Here is an 18,254-nt window from a genome sequence, read left to right on the forward strand (position 1 = left end):
AATATATGTTTTTAGAACAAGGTGTTAAACCTGAAAATAAATTTTGGAAGTATCTTTTAGGCTCAGTTTTTATTATTACAGCTTCATTTGTTGGGCAGGTGCCTTTTACAATTGCTGTTTTTTGGAAAAGTTTTTCAGATAAAACTGGTTTTCCAACGGATAACGATGCAGCATTAAAAATATTTGAGCCAAATCTTACTTTGTTTTTAATAATGCTTTCGTTTGCTTTTGCGCTCGCAGGTGTTTATTTTGTTGTAAAATACATACATCATCAAACCATGTTATCGGTTACTACCAGTCGTAAAAAGGTCGATTGGAGCCGTGTTTTGTTTTCATTTGCGTTATGGTCAGTTTTTTCGATTGCAAGTTTTTCATTTTTATATTTTCAAGCGCCAGAAAAGTTTGTGTGGAATTTTAAATTGATTCCGTTTTTGATTTTAGTAGTTATAGCTGTAATTTTAATTCCTATTCAAACAAGTACTGAGGAATATGTTTTTAGAGGATATTTAATGCAGGGCTTCGCTAATTTAGCACAGAATAAATGGTTTCCGCTTATGATGACTTCTTTGATATTTGGGTTTATGCATATTTTGAATCCAGAAGTTACAAAAATGGGATACATTATAATGGTTTATTATATAGGAACAGGTTTACTTCTGGGAATTATTACATTAATGGATGAGGGAATGGAACTGGCTTTAGGTTTTCATGCCGCTAATAATCTGGTGGGAGCTTTATTGGTTACTTCAGATTGGACAGTATTTCAGACACACTCTATTTTTATTGATTTATCAGAACCTTCAGCTGGTTTTGATGTCATTTTTCCAGTCGTTGTGGTATATCCAATATTGCTTTTTATTTACAGTAAAAAATACAATTGGACTAATTGGAAAGAGAAATTAACAGGTAAAATTAATCTAACAGAATTATCAAATTAAATACAATCATGCCAAACTTAACACATAAAAATGTACACAATTATTTTAAATTAGACGGTTATCACTTGAACGCTGCAGATTTGTGTCAAATTGGATATAGTTTTATCAAAGAAAGTGATGCATATGAGCGATCTATTGGTGAATTTTTTCTGGATTGGTTTGATCATAAAGATTATATCGAAATGACGACTTCTGGAACAACTGGTCTTCCGAAATTAGTAAGGCTTGAGAAACAAGCTATGATTCAATCAGCACTCGCAACTGGAGATTTCTTTGGTTTGAAACCCGGAGATAAAGCACTGCTTTGTTTGCCAACTCAGTTTATTGCAGGAAAAATGATGCTGGTTAGAAGTTTAATATTAGGTTTAGAACTTGATGTTGTAGTGCCAAGTACAGAGCCTTTGGCTTATAATAAAAAGCAGTATGACTTTGTAGCGATGGTGCCTTTACAGGTTCAAAATTCGATTGGAAAGTTAAAAAACATTAAAAAGTTAATTATTGGAGGAGCAAAAATAGACAGCTCACTTGAGGAGAAATTACTGCCTTTAAAAACGGAGATTTATGAGACTTATGGGATGACGGAAACCATAACGCATATTGCTGCCAAAAGAGTAGGGGAAAGTGTCTTTTCAATTTTGCCGAATGTAAAGATTGAAAAAGATGATCGTGGCTGCTTGATTATTTATGTGTCTTCAATTTCTAATGAACCTATTGTTACTAATGATTTGGTAGATTTAGTAAATGAGAATCAGTTTAGCTTTTTAGGAAGATTTGATAATGTAATTAACAGTGGCGGCGTAAAGCTGATTCCTGAGCAGATAGAAGCGAAGTTGGCAGGGAAAATTAACAGTCGTTTTTTTGTAACTGGTGTGCCGGATACGACTTTAGGTGAAAAACTAATTTTAGTGATTGAAGGTGAAAAGCAAGATTTTGCACCAGATTTCTTTGATGTTTTAGGGAAATTCGAAAAGCCGAAAGAAATTGTTTTTGTTCCGAAGTTTAAAGAAAATGAAAACGGGAAACTGTTGCGTAAACCGAGTTTACAATCTTAAAGAATCCAAATAAAAAATTCCAAATTCCAAGTTTGAAAACTGGAATTTGGAATTTAATCTCGAAGATATCGTGATGAAATTTATATTTCTTTCTTTCTTTCTAAAAGTGCCATGTAAAATCCGTCAAAACCAGATTCTGAAGCCAATAATTTACGATCTTCTACAAAAGTAAATTGCTGTCCGATTTCAGTTTTTAAGAACTTTTGTACTTGTTCTTGATTCTCAGATGGCAAAACGGAACAAGTTGCATAAACTAATTTTCCGCCTGGTTTTACAATTTTAGAATAGCTTTCTAAAACTTCACTCTGAACTTTACGAATATTGTCGATAAACTCAGGTTGTAATTTCCATTTAGAATCAGGGTTTCTTTTTAAAACTCCTAATCCGCTGCAAGGCGCATCAATTAATACACGATCTGCTTTTTCATGCAGTTTTTTGATCACTTTTGTAGAGTCAATTATGCGGTATTCGATGTTAAAAGCGCCATTTCTTTTTGCTCTTAATTTTAATTGCTTTAGTTTGCTTTCATACAAATCCATTGCAATCAATTGTCCTTTGTTCTCCATTAAAGAAGCAATGTGCAAAGTTTTTCCACCTGCTCCAGCGCAAGTATCTACCACACGCATTCCAGGCTTAACATCTAGAAAACCTGCAACCAATTGTGAGTTGGCATCCTGAACTTCAAAAAGTCCTTGTTTAAAAGCATCTGTCAAAAATACATTTGCTCTTTCTTTTAATACTAAAGCTTCCGGCTGATCTTTTAAATATTCTGTTTCAATATTTAAATCCATCAACGTGTTTCTCAAGTTTTCTTTAGTTCCTTTTAATGTATTGGTTCTTAAAATAACTTTAGCAGGCTGGTTTTGAGCTGTAATTTCTTTCGACCAAACTTTTTCGCCAAGTTCTTTCACGCCTAATTCATCCATCCAGTCTGGAATAGATTCTTTTAAAGCTCTTACTTTTGATAATTCATCAAAACGTCCTTTGATTTTTCTTTCAGGAGTTCCTTCTAATTGTCTCCAATCTGGAATTGTATATCCTCTTAAAACAGCCCAAACAGCAAACATTCTCCATAGATTGTCTCTGTCATAAGGTTCTTTAACTTCTGCAATTTCTGCGTATAATCTTTTCCAGCGAACAATTTCGTATATCGTTTCAGCAACAAACTTCCTGTCAGAACTTCCCCAACGTTTGTCTTTTTTTAATGCTCTGGCTACCACTTTGTCTGCGTATTCTCCTTCATTGAAAATTGCATTCAAAGAGTCGATGGTAGTATAAACTAAATTTCTGTGTAATCTCATTTCTAATATTTGAGCTGCAAAGGTACTATTAATTGCTTGAAAGTTAAATTTTTAATTTTGATTGTTCTTTGACTTTCTTTCAAAAGAAAAAAAAACACTCTGATAAAATTTAAAAGAGTGTTTTTTGAATAGTTTCTGCAAGCAGTTTGTTATTTTATAATTCTTGTTAATCCAATGTTTTCAGGAGCATGAAGCACCATTGGGAATTTCTCTATTTTTACAGAGCTGCTGTCTAGGCCAAAAGCTCTTTCTTCAGACAAACTCAGTTTCTTGATAAAGAAATAAGAGTTCATAATGATATTTTCGTGCCATCTTAAATCGTTGTCATTTGATAAAAATTTCTCAGACAGTACAAATTTAAAGTCTCCAATAATATTGTTTTTGTTCAATGATTCGTAACGGCTCGTAATATCAACTTCACCGCGTTTCACCATATCACGAATTACCTCTCTAAACATTAAATTGATTTTTGTAGGTTCTCTAAAACCTAAATTGAAATCGATTCTGTAAATGTCGTCTTTAGCAATTTCGGTAACTTTATATTGTGTTTTATAAGGTTCAGTAAGAATGTTTACGTGAACAAACCAGTAAATGTCGGCTCTTTTTGGACGTTTTTGCAGGATCGAGTAAATTACTTTTTCCTCTAATTCATCAACACGATTTGCATTCGTCATATAGACTAAGTGCGTAGCATATTTAGGAATAGAAAGGTCTTCGCTCAACTCGGTTAATACCTTTTTATAATCGTCAATTTTGACAACTTTTGTATAGTTCTTGTTGATTTTCTTAGCAAGATACCAAATCGTCATTATAGAAATAAGTATACTAGCAATGATTAAAGTTACATAACCTCCTTCAGCAAATTTTGTAATGTTTGCAATAAGGAAACTGAATTCGATTAATAAGTAAATTGTAATAAGAGGCACCATGAAATACAGTTTTACACGTTTCATGATTAAGTAATAATTCAGCAAAATTGTAGTCATGATCATACATAAAATGATCGCAAGACCATATGCATGCTCCATGTTTCCTGATTTTTCAAAGTGCAGTACAATACCAACACAACCAAAAAACAATAACCAGTTTATTGACGGAATATATAATTGACCTTTAACCTCAGTAGGATATTTGATTTTTACTTTTGGCCAGAAATTCAAACGCATTGCTTCATTGATCAAAGTAAATGATCCACTGATAAGCGCTTGAGAAGCAATAACCGCAGCCAAAGTTGCTACAACAATACCAAATGGTAAGAACCAATGCGGCATAATCAGGTAAAACGGATTCCCGTTTTCACCGCCTAATTGCTGTAGAGTACTTCCTTCATGGTGAATAAGATACGCTGCTTGACCAAAGTAATTTAATACCAAAGTCGTTTTTACAAACATCCAGCTTATTCTAATATTTTTTCGACCGCAATGTCCCATATCTGAATATAAAGCTTCAGCTCCTGTAGTACATAAGAATACAAAACCAAGAACAAAGAAACCGTCAGGATGAACAGATAATAAGTGATAAGCGTAATACGGATTTATAGCTTTTATAACTTCAGGGAAGTGCATAATCTGAATAAATCCTAATGTTCCCAACATGGCAAACCAAATCAACATCATTGGAGCGAAAAACTTCCCAACTAGTTTAGTTCCAAATTGTTGTATCGTAAATAGGACAAAAAGAATAGCAATTACAATATAAACAATGGTTTGAGTTTCCATTGTAGGATAAAATGCTCTAATACCTTCAACTGCTGACGAAATTGAGATTGGCGGTGTAATAATACCATCTGCCAGCAGTGCGCTTCCTCCGATAATCGCGGGCACAATGAGCCATTGTATTTTAGTTTTCTTAACTAAGGCATATAAGGCAAAAATCCCTCCTTCGCCGTGATTGTCGGCACTTAAAGTTATAAGCACATATTTTATAGTGGTTTGCAATGTCAAAGTCCAAAACACACATGAAATACCGCCTAATACAATGTCGGCATTAATGGTATGGTCGCCAAGAATGGCTTTCATTACATACAATGGAGACGTACCAATATCTCCATAAATAATCCCTAATGTTATCAATAAACCCCCTATAGACAACTTACTATGTAAGTTTTTATGCGATGCGCTCATGTATATTTTTATAAAAGACGGTTGCAAATTTACTGTTTTAAAACAAATTAGCAGCAATTATAATTAAAAAGATAAAAAAAAGCACAATCCCCAAATTGTGCTTTTAGTTTTAAATAAAAAATAGAATATTTAAGTTATCCTCTTCGTCCGCCTTCTCTTGAACCAGAACCGCTTTCTCTCTGCGGCTGGCTGCTTCTTGATTCCTGATTTCCTCTAGAAGATTCAGAACGCTGAGCGCTTTGAGGTCTTGAATAAGAGGAGTTGTCAGAACTGCCTCTGTTTTGAGAATAGCTTCTTGGTGACTCTGTTCTTTGTACAGGTGCAGCTGATTGATTGACAGTTCTATTTGTTGAACTTCTATCAGAATAACTTCTAGATGATTCAGTTCTTTGAACTGGAACACTTCTTTCAGTGTTCATTCTATTGTTTGAACTTGTTCTGCTTTCAGAATAATCTCTAGAAGGCTGATTTGTCTGCTCAGAAACTCTATTTGTTCTAGTTTCGTAAGAAGTTCTTGGAGAAGAAACAGTCGAATTGTTTCTGCCGCTTTCTGTTCTTACTGGATTAGATACAATTGTAGAATTTTCTCTGCTAGAATTTGTTGAACGATTTGTATTGTTATAATTTCTATTAGATGTTGATCTGTTGTCGTTATAATTTCTGCTGTTTCCAAAATCACTGTTAGAAGATACTCTGTTTGTGTTTGATCTGTTTGAATTATAAGTATTTTGAGATCTGTTTGATTCTCTGCTTGCAGTTCGTCTTTGATCTAAATCGTATCTGTTTCCTGTATTAGCGTGTCTTTGTTCGAAACTATAATTTGGTCTTATTCTTTCGTAGCCATAAGTACGTCTTGATTCATAAAGTACTGGAGCTCTATAGCTTCTTCTGTAGTTTACGTAGTTGTAGCTATTATTCACATTGATGCAAACATTTATGTTGTTTCTATATTTGTAAACAGGATACGGACTCCAAGCGGCGTAATAAGTTGGGTAATAATTCCAATACCATGATGAATAATAAGGTCTGTAATTTGTAACCCAGAACGAAGAATAAATTACAGGAACTACATTATAAACTGGCTCATAAATATAGTTTGTACCGTATAAATACGAGTTTCCTACAATCTGAACGCTTACTTTGTTGTAATTGTCTCTTTCTACATCAATAGTAGCTACGTCTTGATAAACGTCACGATCTAATACAGCTTGAATAATTACAACGTGCGTTCTGTTTTCAACAGATTCAATGACACGTAAATAATCAACCTGATCATCGCCGTTTAAATCAAGATTTGAAATTTGATATTTAGGATCATTTAAACGTCTTTCAAAATCTTGAAGATTTGCTGATTCTCCAAACATTGAAGCAACCGCTCTAAGATCTAAGTTATCACTAATGTCTGAGTTTTTTGCGTAAACAGTAGTTTGGCTTTGTGCCGAACAAGAACCTAAAACTAATGCTGCGAGCGCTATAAAAAGTAGTTTAGTTTTCATGATAAAATCATATTAAGTATTAATGTTTTGAGATATCCAATTACTATGCCACAAATTTGTTTGTTGCTTAATGTGTTCTTAAGTGTTTTTGTTTCAGATGTTTATGTTTTACTGTTTGAAGATTGTGTTTTTATTTGATAGATAAAGGAGAGAAAAAAGTTGTTTTATAAAAAAGCGAAAACTTATTTGAAATGTTATAATAAATTGTATTTTAGCAACAGCCAAATCTTAATTTATATGAAAAAACTAGTTTTATTTTGTGGTATTTTTATTTTATTGATGTCATTTCGAACATTTAATTATAAAACCGTAGTTAATTACAGCAGTGGTTTTACATCAATGACAATAGATACTTTATTTAAAGATAAAATTAGCATAAGAGCAATCTTAATCGATAAAAATAAAGTGTGGTATGGAGCTGATAATTCTCGTTTTGGCTACTATGATTTAGATAAAAAAGAGAAGTTTGAAGAACATATTTATCGTGATACGCTTAAATTAGAATTTAGAAGCATTGCGCAAACTTCAAAAAATGTGTTTCTATTAAGTGTTGCAAATCCAGCTTTGCTTTATTCCGTTGATAAAAAAGACAAGAAAGTAAAACTGGTTTATAAAGAGGTTAATCCGAAAGTTTTTTACGACAGTATGCAGTTTTGGAATGATAAAGAAGGTATTGCTATTGGAGATCCAACAGAAGATACTTTTTCTATAATTGTTACTCGTGATGGAGGAGAAACTTGGACTAAGATATTATCCGATAAATTACCTACAAATGCAGTTGGAGAAGCCGCTTTTGCTGCAAGTAATACTAATGTTGTTATAAAAGGAAATGATACTTGGCTGGTTTCAGGCGGGAAAAAAGCACGTGTTTTTTATTCGGCCGATAAGGCAAAAACATGGAAAGTTGTTGAGACTCCAATTGTTCAAGGAAAAACAATGACAGGTATTTTTACAGCTGATTTTTATGATGCTAAACACGGTTTTATAGCTGGTGGTGACTACGAGAATCCGAGTAAAAAAGTAGATAACAAAGCTTTTACAAAAGATGGAGGGAAAACTTGGGAATTGATTGGACAGAATATGGGCTTTGGCTATGCATCATGTGTGCAATATGTTCCAGGAGGAAATGGAAAAGAAATTATTTGTGTAGGCTCTGAGGGAATTCAGTATTCTCAAAATGGAGGTGAAAATTGGACGCAATTATCTACAGATACGAAGTTTTTTACTGTTCGATTTATCAATAGAAATACGGCAATTGCTGCAGGACATAATAAAGTAGTTAGACTTAATTTTAAGTAAAAAACAAGAACCCTAAATAATAAAGTAAGTATTATTATATAGGGTTCTTATCGCTGTTGTATTTTTAAGAAGCTTAATTTTTTCCTGCTTTGTCTCGATATTGTTTTAATAATTTTCGATTAAAATCATCTTCTGATTTTTTAAGCTTTAATATTTTCTTTGCCGAAAGTATTTTTTTAAGATTTGCTGTGTATTTTTCACGTAAAAGATAAAGTTCTTTATCTGTAGATTCGATTTGTGATAATAATACTGCTGCTTCTTTTTCTGAAAGTGAACTAAGATTATCATCATCTAGTTTACGCAGGTAGGTTTTCATTTTGTTATGACGCAGTTCATATTGTTTGTCGTCATAAGTATTATAGATAGGCCAAAATTTTTCAGCTTCAGTTGAAGTAAGCTCTAATTCAGTTGTTAAAAAAGAAACCTTATATGCTTTGATTTTTTCACGTTTGTCATCTGCTTTGTCATTTTGAGCGTAAAATGAAAAGCTTACTAAAAACAGAAGGAATGTTAGTATATTTTTAGTTTTCATATTTTAATTTTTATGTTTTTATTCAGAAATTAAATTTTCAATATTTGGATTAGATGATAAAATATCTTCTAGAGTTTCTTGTTCCAGCGCAACATTTTTATTCAGCTTTTCAATGTCTTTAGTGTCTAATTCTCGAAGTAAATCGTATTGATTCAAATTTGATTGATAAGATAAATAGGTTTCTAAAGTTGCTTCATCAAGTTCTTTTGAAGTTGCGTTGTAATTGTTGACAACAGGAATCATTAATGCAATACCAACTACAGCGGCAGCAATAAGTGTCATTGTTTTTTTGCGCTTGTAAATCGGAATTACTTTAATCTCTTCTTCGTTTATCTGCTGTAAAACTTTTGCCGAAAATGTATCAAAATAGTTTTCAGGAGTTTTAAATCCTGATGGTATTTTCGGTTCGTTTTCTAGTTTAAATGCTTTCATAATAACAATAAGATAAGTTTCGTTACAAAAGGTTTAATTTGATGTAACATATATTTCTATTTTTTTTACGGCATGATGATAAGATGCTTTTAATGCACCAACCGACGTTCCAAGAATTTCTGAAATTTCTTCGTATTTTAATTCTTCAAAATACTTCATTTTAAAAACTAACTGCTGTTTTTCGGGTAATGTAATTATTGCTTTTTGAAGCTTGATCTGAATTTCATCACCATCAAAATAAACATCTGATTTTAAATTATCAATTGTTTTGTTCTGCAGGCTTTCAGAAGTAATACCATTTAGTTTTGCTTTCTGATTTAAAAAAGTCAAAGCTTCATTTGTTGCAATGCGATACATCCAGGAAAAAAGTTTGCTTTCTTCCTTGAAGTTTTTTAAGTATTGAAATACTTTAACGAAAGTGTTTTGTAAAACATCGTCAGCATCATCATGATTCAAAACAATATTTCGAATATGAGAATACAATGGTTTTTGATAATCAGATAGGAGCTTTTGAAACGCTGTATTTTGCGTTTTAGGATTTAATAATTGTTGTATAAATTCCTTCTCGTCTGTCAAACTTTTTGATTTATCAAACCTTTTATATGGTATTAGAATGAATTTTAAACAAAAGGTTTAATGACCACCTTCAAAAGTTTAGAATTCTGATTGCTCTTCTTCTTTATTTTGTGTTGGTGCAGCGGCAGGTTTTGGTGTTACAGGTTTTGGTGTTACTGGTTTTGTTACCGCAGGTTTTGCTGCTTCATGCGTCACAGTGTCAACGCCTTCTTCTGGTTCAGGCGAATAAACTGGAGAACTAACAGGCGTCGCTGGAACGATTTTAGGAATAATAGGAAAATAGATTTCTGTTATTAATTTAGACGGACTTTTTACGTCTAATTTACTGATCGATAAAATTTCAAGATGCGACCAGGTTAGTTCTGGTTTTATCTTTTGATTATTGATGTATGCTGTTGTTTTTGAAATAGCTTCGTTAGTATGCGAATAATCACCTTTTAAAGTTGTTTTTACAGCATCAAAACCATTTAGTTTTCCTGATAAAATATCACTTCCAGAACTAATTGAGATTTCTTTGTTTATAGGAAGACATATCGAAATTTTTGCCAATCCTGATGCAGTGTCATAAGTATGATAAATAATAAACGGCTTTCCGGTTGTGCTTAAACCATTGGTCTCGCTGAACTGAATAAGTTTCGGAATTACAATTCTAGCGTTTTTATTTACTTTCTGAATTTCGCTGGTAAAAGTCTGTTTGATGTAAGGTGTTTCAGTTTTCTTTACAACTCCATTTACTTCTACGGCATAAGTTTTTGTTTCGTAATCTAAATTCTTGTCAATATTTGCAAGGCTTTTTTCGTAAATAGTACCAATAACCTTGTCGGAACCGCCATTTAGCGCCGTGTATATTTTAAACAAAAAGCTCATAGTTCCTTTTGCTTTCCAAGTAACTTTTGTTTTTCCTGCTAAAGTATCTTTAAAAGTCCAAGTTACGTCAGCCTCTGTGCCGTCGTATTTCATTTTTTGTTCAATGCTTTCACCTTCTTTTGTTTTTAAGGTAATTGCATTTCCATTGCCTTCGTCACCCGACCAATAAAATGAAGCGCCGTTTCCGCTGGTTTTGTTCGGAAAAGTCATTTTTATAGATGGATCTTCCGTTGACCAAGATTCAAAATCTTCATAATTTCTAAAATCATTTACATAATTATAGACCGTAGCTTTTGGTGAATTGATGACTTTGCTTCTTTCAACATAAAAAATCCCTTTTTGGGTGGCAACAAAAACGGTTAGAGCGACTAAACTTAATAATAGTAAAAGAAATAAATATTTTAGAATCTTCATTTGTGCAGGTTTTGCGTAAAGTTATAAATTTTATTGCGAGTCCAAACTAATAACAAAAATAAAAGTTGGATTCCGTTTTCTCCAATTAAAGGACTTTATAAAATAACGATCGGGGAATGGTTAAATTGTACTTTTCTTGAAAGTTTAATATGGCTGACTATCTCTTTAAAAAGATTTTGATCACAAATAAAATCGCAATAAAAAGTAGAAAAGCAATAAGGACTTTATAATTTCCCTTGTAAAAAACTTTATGAAGTACAAGATCTTTGCGGTAAGCGAAAATCATTACGATTACAAATGTGATAAAAAAACAGAGTCCGAAAATTAATTGTCCTTGACTAAACATACTTTAAAAATTATTTTTGACAAATTTAGAGAATTGTATACGAATTGTTGCTAATTTGCCATTTCATTTAATCAAATAAAAACATGAAGAAACAATTAGATGCAGTTACTGAATTTCATACTGCTTTTAAAATAGGTCATAGTCATACTCCAATTGCTGATTTGGGAGAAACTAAAAAACTGCTTCGTTATAATTTAATGAAAGAAGAAAATGAAGAATATCTTGAAGCGGTTCAAAATAATGATTTAGTTGAAATTGCTGATGCTCTTGGTGATATGATGTATATTTTGTGCGGAACAATTATCGAGCACGGTTTGCAGGATAAAATTGAAGCTGTTTTTGATGAAATTCAACGTAGTAATATGAGTAAACTTGGTGAAGATGGGAAGCCGATTTATCGTGAAGATGGAAAAGTGATGAAAGGGCCAAATTACTTCAAGCCTGATTTTTCGAAGTTGTTGTAAAGAAGATTAAACGCAAAGAACGCTAAGTTTTTTTCTGCTGTTCTTATAAAAACGTAAAGTTCGCAAAGCTTTGCGTTATTTTTGTCATTTCGACGAAGGAGAAATCTTCGCTAGAAGCTCTACAAAGATTGGTCTTTCGTTGCGGAGTTACTTGTGGAGATTTCTCCTTCGTCGAAATGACAAGATTGTGAAAAAAACGAACCCGACAGATTTTTAAAATCTGTCGGGTTTTTATATTTAAATATCTTTGAATTATTGAACCTTAACTGTCCATCCATAAGTATCTTCAGAAAGTTTGTTTTGAAGACTTGTTAGTTTTTCTTTTAAGAATGAAGCGTATGAATTCTCTACTGGAGTCATTTCATAATATTCACCTTTATATGAGAATCCTTTAATTACACTGATAACTGCAGCAGTTCCAGCTCCAAAGATCTCTTTTAAAGATCCGTTTTTAGCAGCTTCAACAAGTTCAGAAACAATTACTGGGCGAACTTCAACATTTAAACCTTCTTTTTCAGCCATTGCAATTAAACTTTTTCTGGTAATACCATCTAAAATTCTTTCGCTTGTTGGAGCTGTCAATAAAGTATCATTGATTCTGAAGAAAACGTTCATTGTTCCAGCTTCTTCTAATTTTGTATGCGTAGCATCATCAGTCCAAATAACTTGTTGAAAACCGTCTTTGTTTGCTAAGTTAGTTGGGTAAAACTGAGCAGCGTAGTTTCCTGCAGCTTTTGCTGCACCAATTCCGCCATTTGCAGCTCTACTGTAGTGCTCGGCAATAATTACTTTTACTTCACCTCCATAATATGATTTTGCTGGAGAAAGTAAAATCATGAATTTATATTCATCAGATGGATTTGCGATTACGCCAGGTCCTGTAGCAATCATAAAAGGACGAATGTACATACTTGCTCCGTTTCCTCTTTGAATCCACTCTTGATCGATTTTTAATAATTCATTCAAACCTTCCATAAATACATCTTCTGGAACTTCCGGCATTGCCATACGAACAGCAGAATTGTTGAAACGTTTGTAGTTTTCATCAGGTCTAAACAACCAAACATCATTATTGTCATCTTTGTAAGCTTTCATTCCTTCAAAAATTGCTTGACCATAATGAAAGACTTTAGAAGATGGGTCCATTAAAATAGGAGCATAAGGCTTAATGACCGGAGCCTGCCATTGTCCGTCTTTATAATCGCATTCTAATAAATGGTCTGTAAATACAGCACCAAAGCTTAAGTTTTCAAAGTCTACAGAGCTTATCTTAGAAGAAGTAGCTTTTCTGATTTCAATTTTGCTTGTTTGAGTTGTACTCATAATTATGTAAAGTTTTTATCTAATTTGTATTCTTTCAAATGAAAATATAACGTAATGATCTGATGAAGAATAGGTTTTGTTGAATGCAAAATTACGGAAAAATATATAATTTGTTTAGTAAAACTACATTAATTCCTGCATTTGACTGAGATTTGTTTATCTAATAATAAACCTAAAATTTTAGCTAAGTTTTATAAAGATTTTATGAAAAAAGTGTCGTTTTTTAAGGCTTTACGCATTTGTTTTGACTAAATTTGACTGTGAAAATGAGCAATAAATCAATGAAAAGTCATTGTAAAATTTGAAAATCGTGAAAAGAGAAATAATTAAAACGCTAGATGGCTCAACAACAATTCATTTGGAAGAATGGAACGAAAGTTATCATTCAAAACACGGCGCTATTCAGGAAGCGAAACACGTATTTATAAAAAATGGATTGTCGTTATTTGAGCGTAATCCAGTTTCTATTCTTGAAATTGGTTTTGGAACTGGTTTAAATGCTTTTATTACTTTTTTAGAATCTGAAGAAAAACAGCAGAATATTAATTATGTTGGAGTAGAAGCATATCCGATTGATGCAAGTGAAGTTTTGGCAATGAATTATGTCCAAGAATTAGAAGCAGAAAGTTTTTCGGAAGTATTTAAAAAAATGCATGAAAGCGAGTGGAATCACGAAGTGGAAATTAATTCAAGATTTTCGTTAACTAAAAGAAAACAATTTTTTGATGAAATTGACGATTTAGGAATTTTTGATTTGATTTACTTTGATGCCTTCGGATATAGAGTGCAGCCGGAGCTTTGGAGTACAACCATTTTTCAGAAAATGTACAATAGTTTAAAGCCAAATGGCGTTCTTGTTACTTACGCCGCTCGAGGAGTTGTTAAAAGAAGCATGATTGAAGTTGGATTTACTGTTGAAAAATTAACAGGACCTCCTGGGAAAAGAGAGATGTTTCGAGCTTTTAAAAAGGTCTAAATGAGTTATTTAGAATTATTCTAGATTGATTTATATGCACTAAGAAAACGTATTCGCTGCTAAAGTTTTTAAAAAAATAAGTTAAAAATTGTCTTTATGAATGATATTTGCTTAAATTTGGCTCGAGTTTAAAATAATAGATAACCCCCGAAAATCTTATTTTATTATGTCAAAAATAATGTTTGATTACACGAAATCAATACTTGAAAGAGTAAGTTTCGATCCGATACTTTTCTGCAAAGAATTAGAAAAAGCTATCAAAACACTGTTACCATACGAAATGGAACAATTGCAAGAATGGTTATTAAATTTTATAATTGAAAAACCAGAACTAAAACAAAGTCTACTACTAATTAAAGTATAAAAGAAAAGGAGCCGAAAATTGGCTCCTTTTTTATTTTTATTTCTTTTGCAGCGGACTGATGATTTGCACGTTTTGAAAAACAATGGCTCCTTTTACAACGCCGGCAATTGTTGATCTAAGTGCATCAATAATTTGCATTTTTAATTCGCTCTTAGGGTAAATTAAACTTACTTCGCGAGCGGGTTTAGGTTCCTTAAAATTTCGTAGTTTCAGTTTATCGGATTCTTTTAAGTCTAAAGTGTGCAAGTACGGAAGTAGTGTTGTGCCCAAACCTTCATCGGCTAATTTTATTAAGGTTTCAAAACTGCCGCTTTGAATTTGAAAATTATTTTGATCAGCATCAGCACTGTGTTTGCATAAATTCAAAATTCCATCTCTAAAACAATGCCCGTCTTGTAAAAGTAAAATTTCATTGATGTTTAAATCAGCAACTTCGATTTCTTCTTTTTGAAAACTGCTATGATGTTCTGGAATATAGGCTACAAAAGGCTCAAAGTATAAAACGATCTCTTTTATCTTTTCATCTTCAAGCGGAGTTGCAGCAATAGCAGCGTCCAAATGACCATTTTTTAGTTTTATAATAATTTCATCTGTATTAAGCTCTTCTATTAAGAGTTTTACTTTTGGATATTTCTTAATGAAATTATTTAAAAACATAGGCAAAAGAGTCGGCATAATAGTTGGGATAATTCCTAATCGAAATTCTCCGCCGATAAAACCTTTTTGCTGTTCAACAATATCTTTAATTCGGTCAGCTTCGTTTACAATATTTTTTGCTTGGTTTACAATCTTTTGTCCAATATCAGTCAGTTGAATTGGTTTTTTACTTCGATCAAATATTAAAATATTTAGTTCTTCTTCAATTTTTTGGATCTGCATACTTAAAGTAGGCTGAGTCACAAAGCATTTTTCAGCAGCAAGCGTAAAATTTTTATGCTCTGCAACGGCTAATACATATTGTAATTGAGTTATCGTCATTTTAATAGAATTTTTTGATGCAAAAATAACTAAATATAATTTTTTTTTATGTTTTTTTTGAAGAAGTTAGCTTAAATTTGTAGTAAACTCATTATAAAAAATGAAAATTATGAAAACAAATATTTTAGGACTTCCAGTAAAAGAATCAGAGTTATTAGTAAAAGAATTAAATGTTCTATTGTCAAATTTTCAAGTTTATTATCAAAATCTAAGAGGAATTCATTGGAATATTCGAGGAAAACGTTTCTTCGATCTTCATGTTAAATTTGAAGAATTGTATACAGATTCACAATTAAAAATTGATATGATCGCCGAAAGAGTTTTGACAATTGGAGGAACACCTTTGCATACATTTGAGGATTATATTAAAAATAACAAATTAACTGTTGGAAAAAACATATCAAATGATGAGAAAGCGGTTCATTTAATTGTGAGTTCTTTATCGGATTTGCTAAAAATTGAGCGTGAAATCTTGAATAAATCTGCAGAAATTAACGATGAAGGTACGAATTCGATGATGAGTGATTTTATTGCAGAGCAAGAAAAAACGATCTGGATGATGAATGCTTGGCTTGACGAGGAGTTATAACAACTTGTTTGTTAATAAATTAAGAGGCAGAATGAGTAGGTTACACATTCTGCCTTTTTTATGAATGTTAAATTTCTATGAAAATTTTGGTTGGATGCTTTGATTTTGTTTGTATAACGTTATTTTTGCTGGAATGAAATTAGTTGCTCGCATATTATTATTCATATTCATTGCTTTCTTATCTACCCCTACAATTATTACGGTGATGAAGAAAAGCACGGATACGTCTATATTTTTCAGTTTTTCTGAAGAAGAGCATTCTCATAAAGAACTTAAGGCTGCTGTATATCCAGCAATACTTCAACATGAAGTTGTTATGCCTGTTTATATTGAAAAAAAGACGATCGCGTCTGAAAATATTGTAAAACTAGACAATATTTCTCCGAGCATTTTTGCTCCACCTCCCAACTTGGCATAATACTTCCGACTTTATTTTGAACTAACTGCATTTTTGATTAAGTGCGGTAAAACTTTGATGAATAATTTATTTAGTATTGTATTATGACAAAAAAAATTAATCTTTTTGCCAACCTTAAGTCTGACTTTGCTTCAGGTTTAGTGGTTTTCTTGGTGGCTCTTCCGTTGTGTTTAGGTATTGCAATGGCTTCTGGAGCGCCTTTATTTTCTGGAATTATTGCAGGTGTTATTGGTGGTATAGTGGTTGGTTATTTGAGCCAGTCGCATATCAGCGTTTCAGGACCGGCTGCCGGACTAACAGCTATTATTTTAACCGCGATTACTGATTTAGGTGCTTTTGATGTGTTTTTGATGTCTGTTTTTATTGCAGGACTAATTCAATTAGCATTAGGGTTCTTAAAAGCAGGAAGTATCTCCAATTATTTTCCAACAAATGTTATTGAGGGGATGCTGGCCGGTATAGGAATTATCATTATTTTAAAACAATTACCTCACGCATTTGGTTACGATGCAGATTTTGAAGGTGATCAGGCTTTCGTTCAAAATGACGGAAGTAATTCATTTTCATTCTTGTTTGACGTAGTTAATCACATTCATTTAGGAGCAGTAGTAATTTCACTTGTTTCACTTGTAATTTTAATTTCTTGGGATAAAGTTCCTTTTTTAAAGAAATTAAAGTTAGTTCCAGGTGCGCTTGTTGCTGTTGTTCTAGGAGTAGTTTTAAACGAATTTTTTGTTTCTTCAGGAAGCTCATTGGCGATTGCAAAAGAACATTTGGTTTCATTGCCAGTTCCAAAATCTTTTGACGAATTTAAATCTATTCTAATTACACCAAATTTTGCTGCGGTTACAAATCCTCAGGTTTGGGTAGTTGCTATTACAATTGCCATTGTAGCTTCTATTGAGACACTTTTGTGTATTGAAGCTGCGGACAGAATGGATGTTCAAAAACGTTATACTAATACAAATGTTGAGCTTAGAGCGCAAGGTATTGGTAATATTGTGAGTTCACTTTTAGGAGGTTTACCAATGACTTCTGTAGTAGTGAGATCTTCTGCAAATAATAATGCAGGAGCAAAATCAAAAATGTCAGCGATTATTCACGGTGTATTGTTATTGATAAGTGTTTTATCAATTCCAGCTATTTTGAATAAAATTCCATTGGCAACATTAGCTACCGTTTTAATTTTGGTAGGATATAAATTAGCTAAACCGGCTACATTCAAACATTTCTGGGAAAAAGGAAAGTATCAGTTCATACCTTTTGTTGCAACTTTAGTATTTGTTGTAGCTACAGATTTGCTTAAAGGTGTAGCGTTAGGAATTATTATCAGTGTTATTTTCGTATTAAGAGGAAACTTAAAAAGAGCATACAGCTTTAAGAAAGAAGAATACGAAGACGGAGATATTATTCATATCGATTTAGCACAAGAAGTTTCTTTCTTGAACAAAGCTGCAATTAAATTGACTTTGAGTGAGATACCTGAAAATTCTAAAGTGGTTATTAGCGCAGAAGATACAGAGTATATTGCGCATGATGTTTTAGATTTAATTCGTGAGTTTAAAGAAACGCGCGCTATTGACGAAAACATCGAAGTGAAGCTGAAAGGATTTAAAGAAGCTTACGAACTTGAAAACACACCAGAAAATAATAATCATGTCTCTATAGAACACTATTACGATGTTGCTAAAAGAGAAATGGTACAAAAAGAAAAAGTTTAAACAAATTATATTAATTAAAGGTATTTCTTCATGGTGAGAAGTATT

18 protein-coding genes are annotated in these 18,254 nt (G+C 32.3%); 9 read left to right on the top strand and 9 right to left on the bottom strand.

What is annotated here, in order from left to right:
- Positions 1-5: 5 nt before the first annotated feature.
- Together B0A81_RS14455 and B0A81_RS14460 are read left to right on the top strand one after the other, a co-directional pair.
- Complete coding sequence (locus tag B0A81_RS14455) at positions 6-938, top strand: CPBP family intramembrane glutamic endopeptidase (RefSeq protein WP_089058698.1); 933 nt, start codon at positions 6-8, stop codon at positions 936-938.
- Positions 939-946: 8 nt separating this feature from the next.
- A complete protein-coding gene (locus tag B0A81_RS14460) occupies positions 947-1,990 on the top strand; it encodes an AMP-binding protein (RefSeq protein ID WP_089058699.1) in 1,044 nt (347 codons plus the stop codon).
- Between the two features lie 80 nt (positions 1,991-2,070).
- Here the strand turns inward: B0A81_RS14460 and B0A81_RS14465 are convergent, their stop codons facing one another.
- The 3 genes from B0A81_RS14465 to B0A81_RS14475 form a co-directional block, all read right to left on the bottom strand.
- Positions 2,071-3,291, bottom strand: a complete 1,221-nt coding sequence (locus B0A81_RS14465; protein ID WP_089058700.1) for an RsmB/NOP family class I SAM-dependent RNA methyltransferase — start codon at positions 3,289-3,291, stop codon at positions 2,071-2,073.
- 149 nt (positions 3,292-3,440) lie between these two features.
- Entirely contained in the window at positions 3,441-5,414 is a 1,974-nt protein-coding gene (locus B0A81_RS14470; protein ID WP_089058701.1) for a KUP/HAK/KT family potassium transporter, read from the bottom strand.
- Positions 5,415-5,548: 134 nt separating this feature from the next.
- Positions 5,549-6,910, bottom strand: coding sequence for a hypothetical protein (locus B0A81_RS14475; RefSeq protein WP_089058702.1), 1,362 nt, complete (start codon positions 6,908-6,910; stop codon positions 5,549-5,551).
- Between the two features lie 237 nt (positions 6,911-7,147).
- On the opposite strand from B0A81_RS14475, the gene B0A81_RS14480 reads away from it, so the two are divergent.
- Complete coding sequence (locus B0A81_RS14480) at positions 7,148-8,209, top strand: beta propeller repeat protein (protein WP_089058773.1); 1,062 nt, start codon at positions 7,148-7,150, stop codon at positions 8,207-8,209.
- 73 nt (positions 8,210-8,282) lie between these two features.
- On the opposite strand, the gene B0A81_RS14485 is transcribed toward B0A81_RS14480, so the two are convergent.
- The 4 genes from B0A81_RS14485 to B0A81_RS14500 form a co-directional block, all read right to left on the bottom strand.
- Positions 8,283-8,741 (bottom strand): sensor of ECF-type sigma factor, encoded by a 459-nt coding sequence (locus B0A81_RS14485; protein WP_089058703.1) that lies wholly within the window; start codon positions 8,739-8,741, stop codon positions 8,283-8,285.
- Between the two features lie 18 nt (positions 8,742-8,759).
- Positions 8,760-9,173 (bottom strand): hypothetical protein, encoded by a 414-nt coding sequence (locus tag B0A81_RS14490; protein ID WP_089058704.1) that lies wholly within the window; start codon positions 9,171-9,173, stop codon positions 8,760-8,762.
- Positions 9,174-9,206: 33 nt separating this feature from the next.
- Positions 9,207-9,749 (bottom strand): RNA polymerase sigma factor, encoded by a 543-nt coding sequence (locus B0A81_RS14495; RefSeq protein WP_089058705.1) that lies wholly within the window; start codon positions 9,747-9,749, stop codon positions 9,207-9,209.
- Positions 9,750-9,827: 78 nt separating this feature from the next.
- Positions 9,828-11,030: an SRPBCC family protein gene (locus B0A81_RS14500; RefSeq protein ID WP_089058706.1), complete on the bottom strand. Its 1,203-nt coding sequence runs from the start codon at positions 11,028-11,030 to the stop codon at positions 9,828-9,830.
- Between the two features lie 429 nt (positions 11,031-11,459).
- On the opposite strand from B0A81_RS14500, the gene B0A81_RS14510 reads away from it, so the two are divergent.
- Complete coding sequence (locus B0A81_RS14510; protein WP_089053172.1) at positions 11,460-11,840, top strand: pyrophosphohydrolase domain-containing protein; 381 nt, start codon at positions 11,460-11,462, stop codon at positions 11,838-11,840.
- Positions 11,841-12,092: 252 nt separating this feature from the next.
- On the opposite strand, the gene B0A81_RS14515 is transcribed toward B0A81_RS14510, so the two are convergent.
- Entirely contained in the window at positions 12,093-13,163 is a 1,071-nt protein-coding gene (locus B0A81_RS14515) for a branched-chain amino acid aminotransferase (RefSeq protein ID WP_089058708.1), read from the bottom strand.
- 310 nt (positions 13,164-13,473) lie between these two features.
- On the opposite strand from B0A81_RS14515, the gene mnmD reads away from it, so the two are divergent.
- Together mnmD and B0A81_RS21855 are read left to right on the top strand one after the other, a co-directional pair.
- On the top strand, positions 13,474-14,139 hold the full coding sequence (mnmD, locus tag B0A81_RS14520) for a tRNA (5-methylaminomethyl-2-thiouridine)(34)-methyltransferase MnmD (protein ID WP_089058709.1): 666 nt from the start codon (positions 13,474-13,476) through the stop codon (positions 14,137-14,139).
- Positions 14,140-14,305: 166 nt separating this feature from the next.
- Positions 14,306-14,503, top strand: a complete 198-nt coding sequence (locus B0A81_RS21855; protein WP_089053175.1) for a hypothetical protein — start codon at positions 14,306-14,308, stop codon at positions 14,501-14,503.
- 36 nt (positions 14,504-14,539) lie between these two features.
- Here B0A81_RS21855 and B0A81_RS14530 read toward each other — a convergent pair whose 3' ends face one another.
- Entirely contained in the window at positions 14,540-15,481 is a 942-nt protein-coding gene (locus B0A81_RS14530) for a LysR substrate-binding domain-containing protein (RefSeq protein ID WP_089058710.1), read from the bottom strand.
- A gap of 109 nt (positions 15,482-15,590) precedes the next feature.
- On the opposite strand from B0A81_RS14530, the gene B0A81_RS14535 reads away from it, so the two are divergent.
- From B0A81_RS14535 to B0A81_RS14545, 3 genes are all read left to right on the top strand, one after another.
- A complete protein-coding gene (locus tag B0A81_RS14535) occupies positions 15,591-16,070 on the top strand; it encodes a Dps family protein (protein WP_089053277.1) in 480 nt (159 codons plus the stop codon).
- A gap of 205 nt (positions 16,071-16,275) precedes the next feature.
- The gene (locus B0A81_RS14540) at positions 16,276-16,488 is read left to right on the top strand and encodes a hypothetical protein (protein ID WP_233207038.1); all 213 of its coding nucleotides are present in this window, start codon (positions 16,276-16,278) and stop codon (positions 16,486-16,488) included.
- Between the two features lie 83 nt (positions 16,489-16,571).
- A complete protein-coding gene (locus B0A81_RS14545; protein ID WP_089058711.1) occupies positions 16,572-18,209 on the top strand; it encodes a SulP family inorganic anion transporter in 1,638 nt (545 codons plus the stop codon).
- The last annotated feature ends 45 nt before the right edge of the window (positions 18,210-18,254 follow it).

The organism is Flavobacterium plurextorum, from assembly GCF_002217395.1.
Classification (GTDB): Bacteria; Bacteroidota; Bacteroidia; order Flavobacteriales; family Flavobacteriaceae; genus Flavobacterium; species Flavobacterium plurextorum.

Coding starts and splice junctions, on each gene's coding strand:
- B0A81_RS14455 (WP_089058698.1), top strand. CDS start 6: ATGTTTTTAGAACAAGGTGTTAAACCTGAAAATAAATTTTGGAAGTAT.
- B0A81_RS14460 (WP_089058699.1), top strand. CDS start 947: ATGCCAAACTTAACACATAAAAATGTACACAATTATTTTAAATTAGAC.
- B0A81_RS14465 (WP_089058700.1), bottom strand. CDS start 3,291: ATGAGATTACACAGAAATTTAGTTTATACTACCATCGACTCTTTGAAT.
- B0A81_RS14470 (WP_089058701.1), bottom strand. CDS start 5,414: ATGAGCGCATCGCATAAAAACTTACATAGTAAGTTGTCTATAGGGGGT.
- B0A81_RS14475 (WP_089058702.1), bottom strand. CDS start 6,910: ATGAAAACTAAACTACTTTTTATAGCGCTCGCAGCATTAGTTTTAGGT.
- B0A81_RS14480 (WP_089058773.1), top strand. CDS start 7,148: ATGAAAAAACTAGTTTTATTTTGTGGTATTTTTATTTTATTGATGTCA.
- B0A81_RS14485 (WP_089058703.1), bottom strand. CDS start 8,741: ATGAAAACTAAAAATATACTAACATTCCTTCTGTTTTTAGTAAGCTTT.
- B0A81_RS14490 (WP_089058704.1), bottom strand. CDS start 9,173: ATGAAAGCATTTAAACTAGAAAACGAACCGAAAATACCATCAGGATTT.
- B0A81_RS14500 (WP_089058706.1), bottom strand. CDS start 11,030: ATGAAGATTCTAAAATATTTATTTCTTTTACTATTATTAAGTTTAGTC.
- B0A81_RS14510 (WP_089053172.1), top strand. CDS start 11,460: ATGAAGAAACAATTAGATGCAGTTACTGAATTTCATACTGCTTTTAAA.
- B0A81_RS14515 (WP_089058708.1), bottom strand. CDS start 13,163: ATGAGTACAACTCAAACAAGCAAAATTGAAATCAGAAAAGCTACTTCT.
- B0A81_RS21855 (WP_089053175.1), top strand. CDS start 14,306: ATGTCAAAAATAATGTTTGATTACACGAAATCAATACTTGAAAGAGTA.
- B0A81_RS14530 (WP_089058710.1), bottom strand. CDS start 15,481: ATGACGATAACTCAATTACAATATGTATTAGCCGTTGCAGAGCATAAA.
- B0A81_RS14535 (WP_089053277.1), top strand. CDS start 15,591: ATGAAAACAAATATTTTAGGACTTCCAGTAAAAGAATCAGAGTTATTA.
- B0A81_RS14540 (WP_233207038.1), top strand. CDS start 16,276: ATGAAGAAAAGCACGGATACGTCTATATTTTTCAGTTTTTCTGAAGAA.
- B0A81_RS14545 (WP_089058711.1), top strand. CDS start 16,572: ATGACAAAAAAAATTAATCTTTTTGCCAACCTTAAGTCTGACTTTGCT.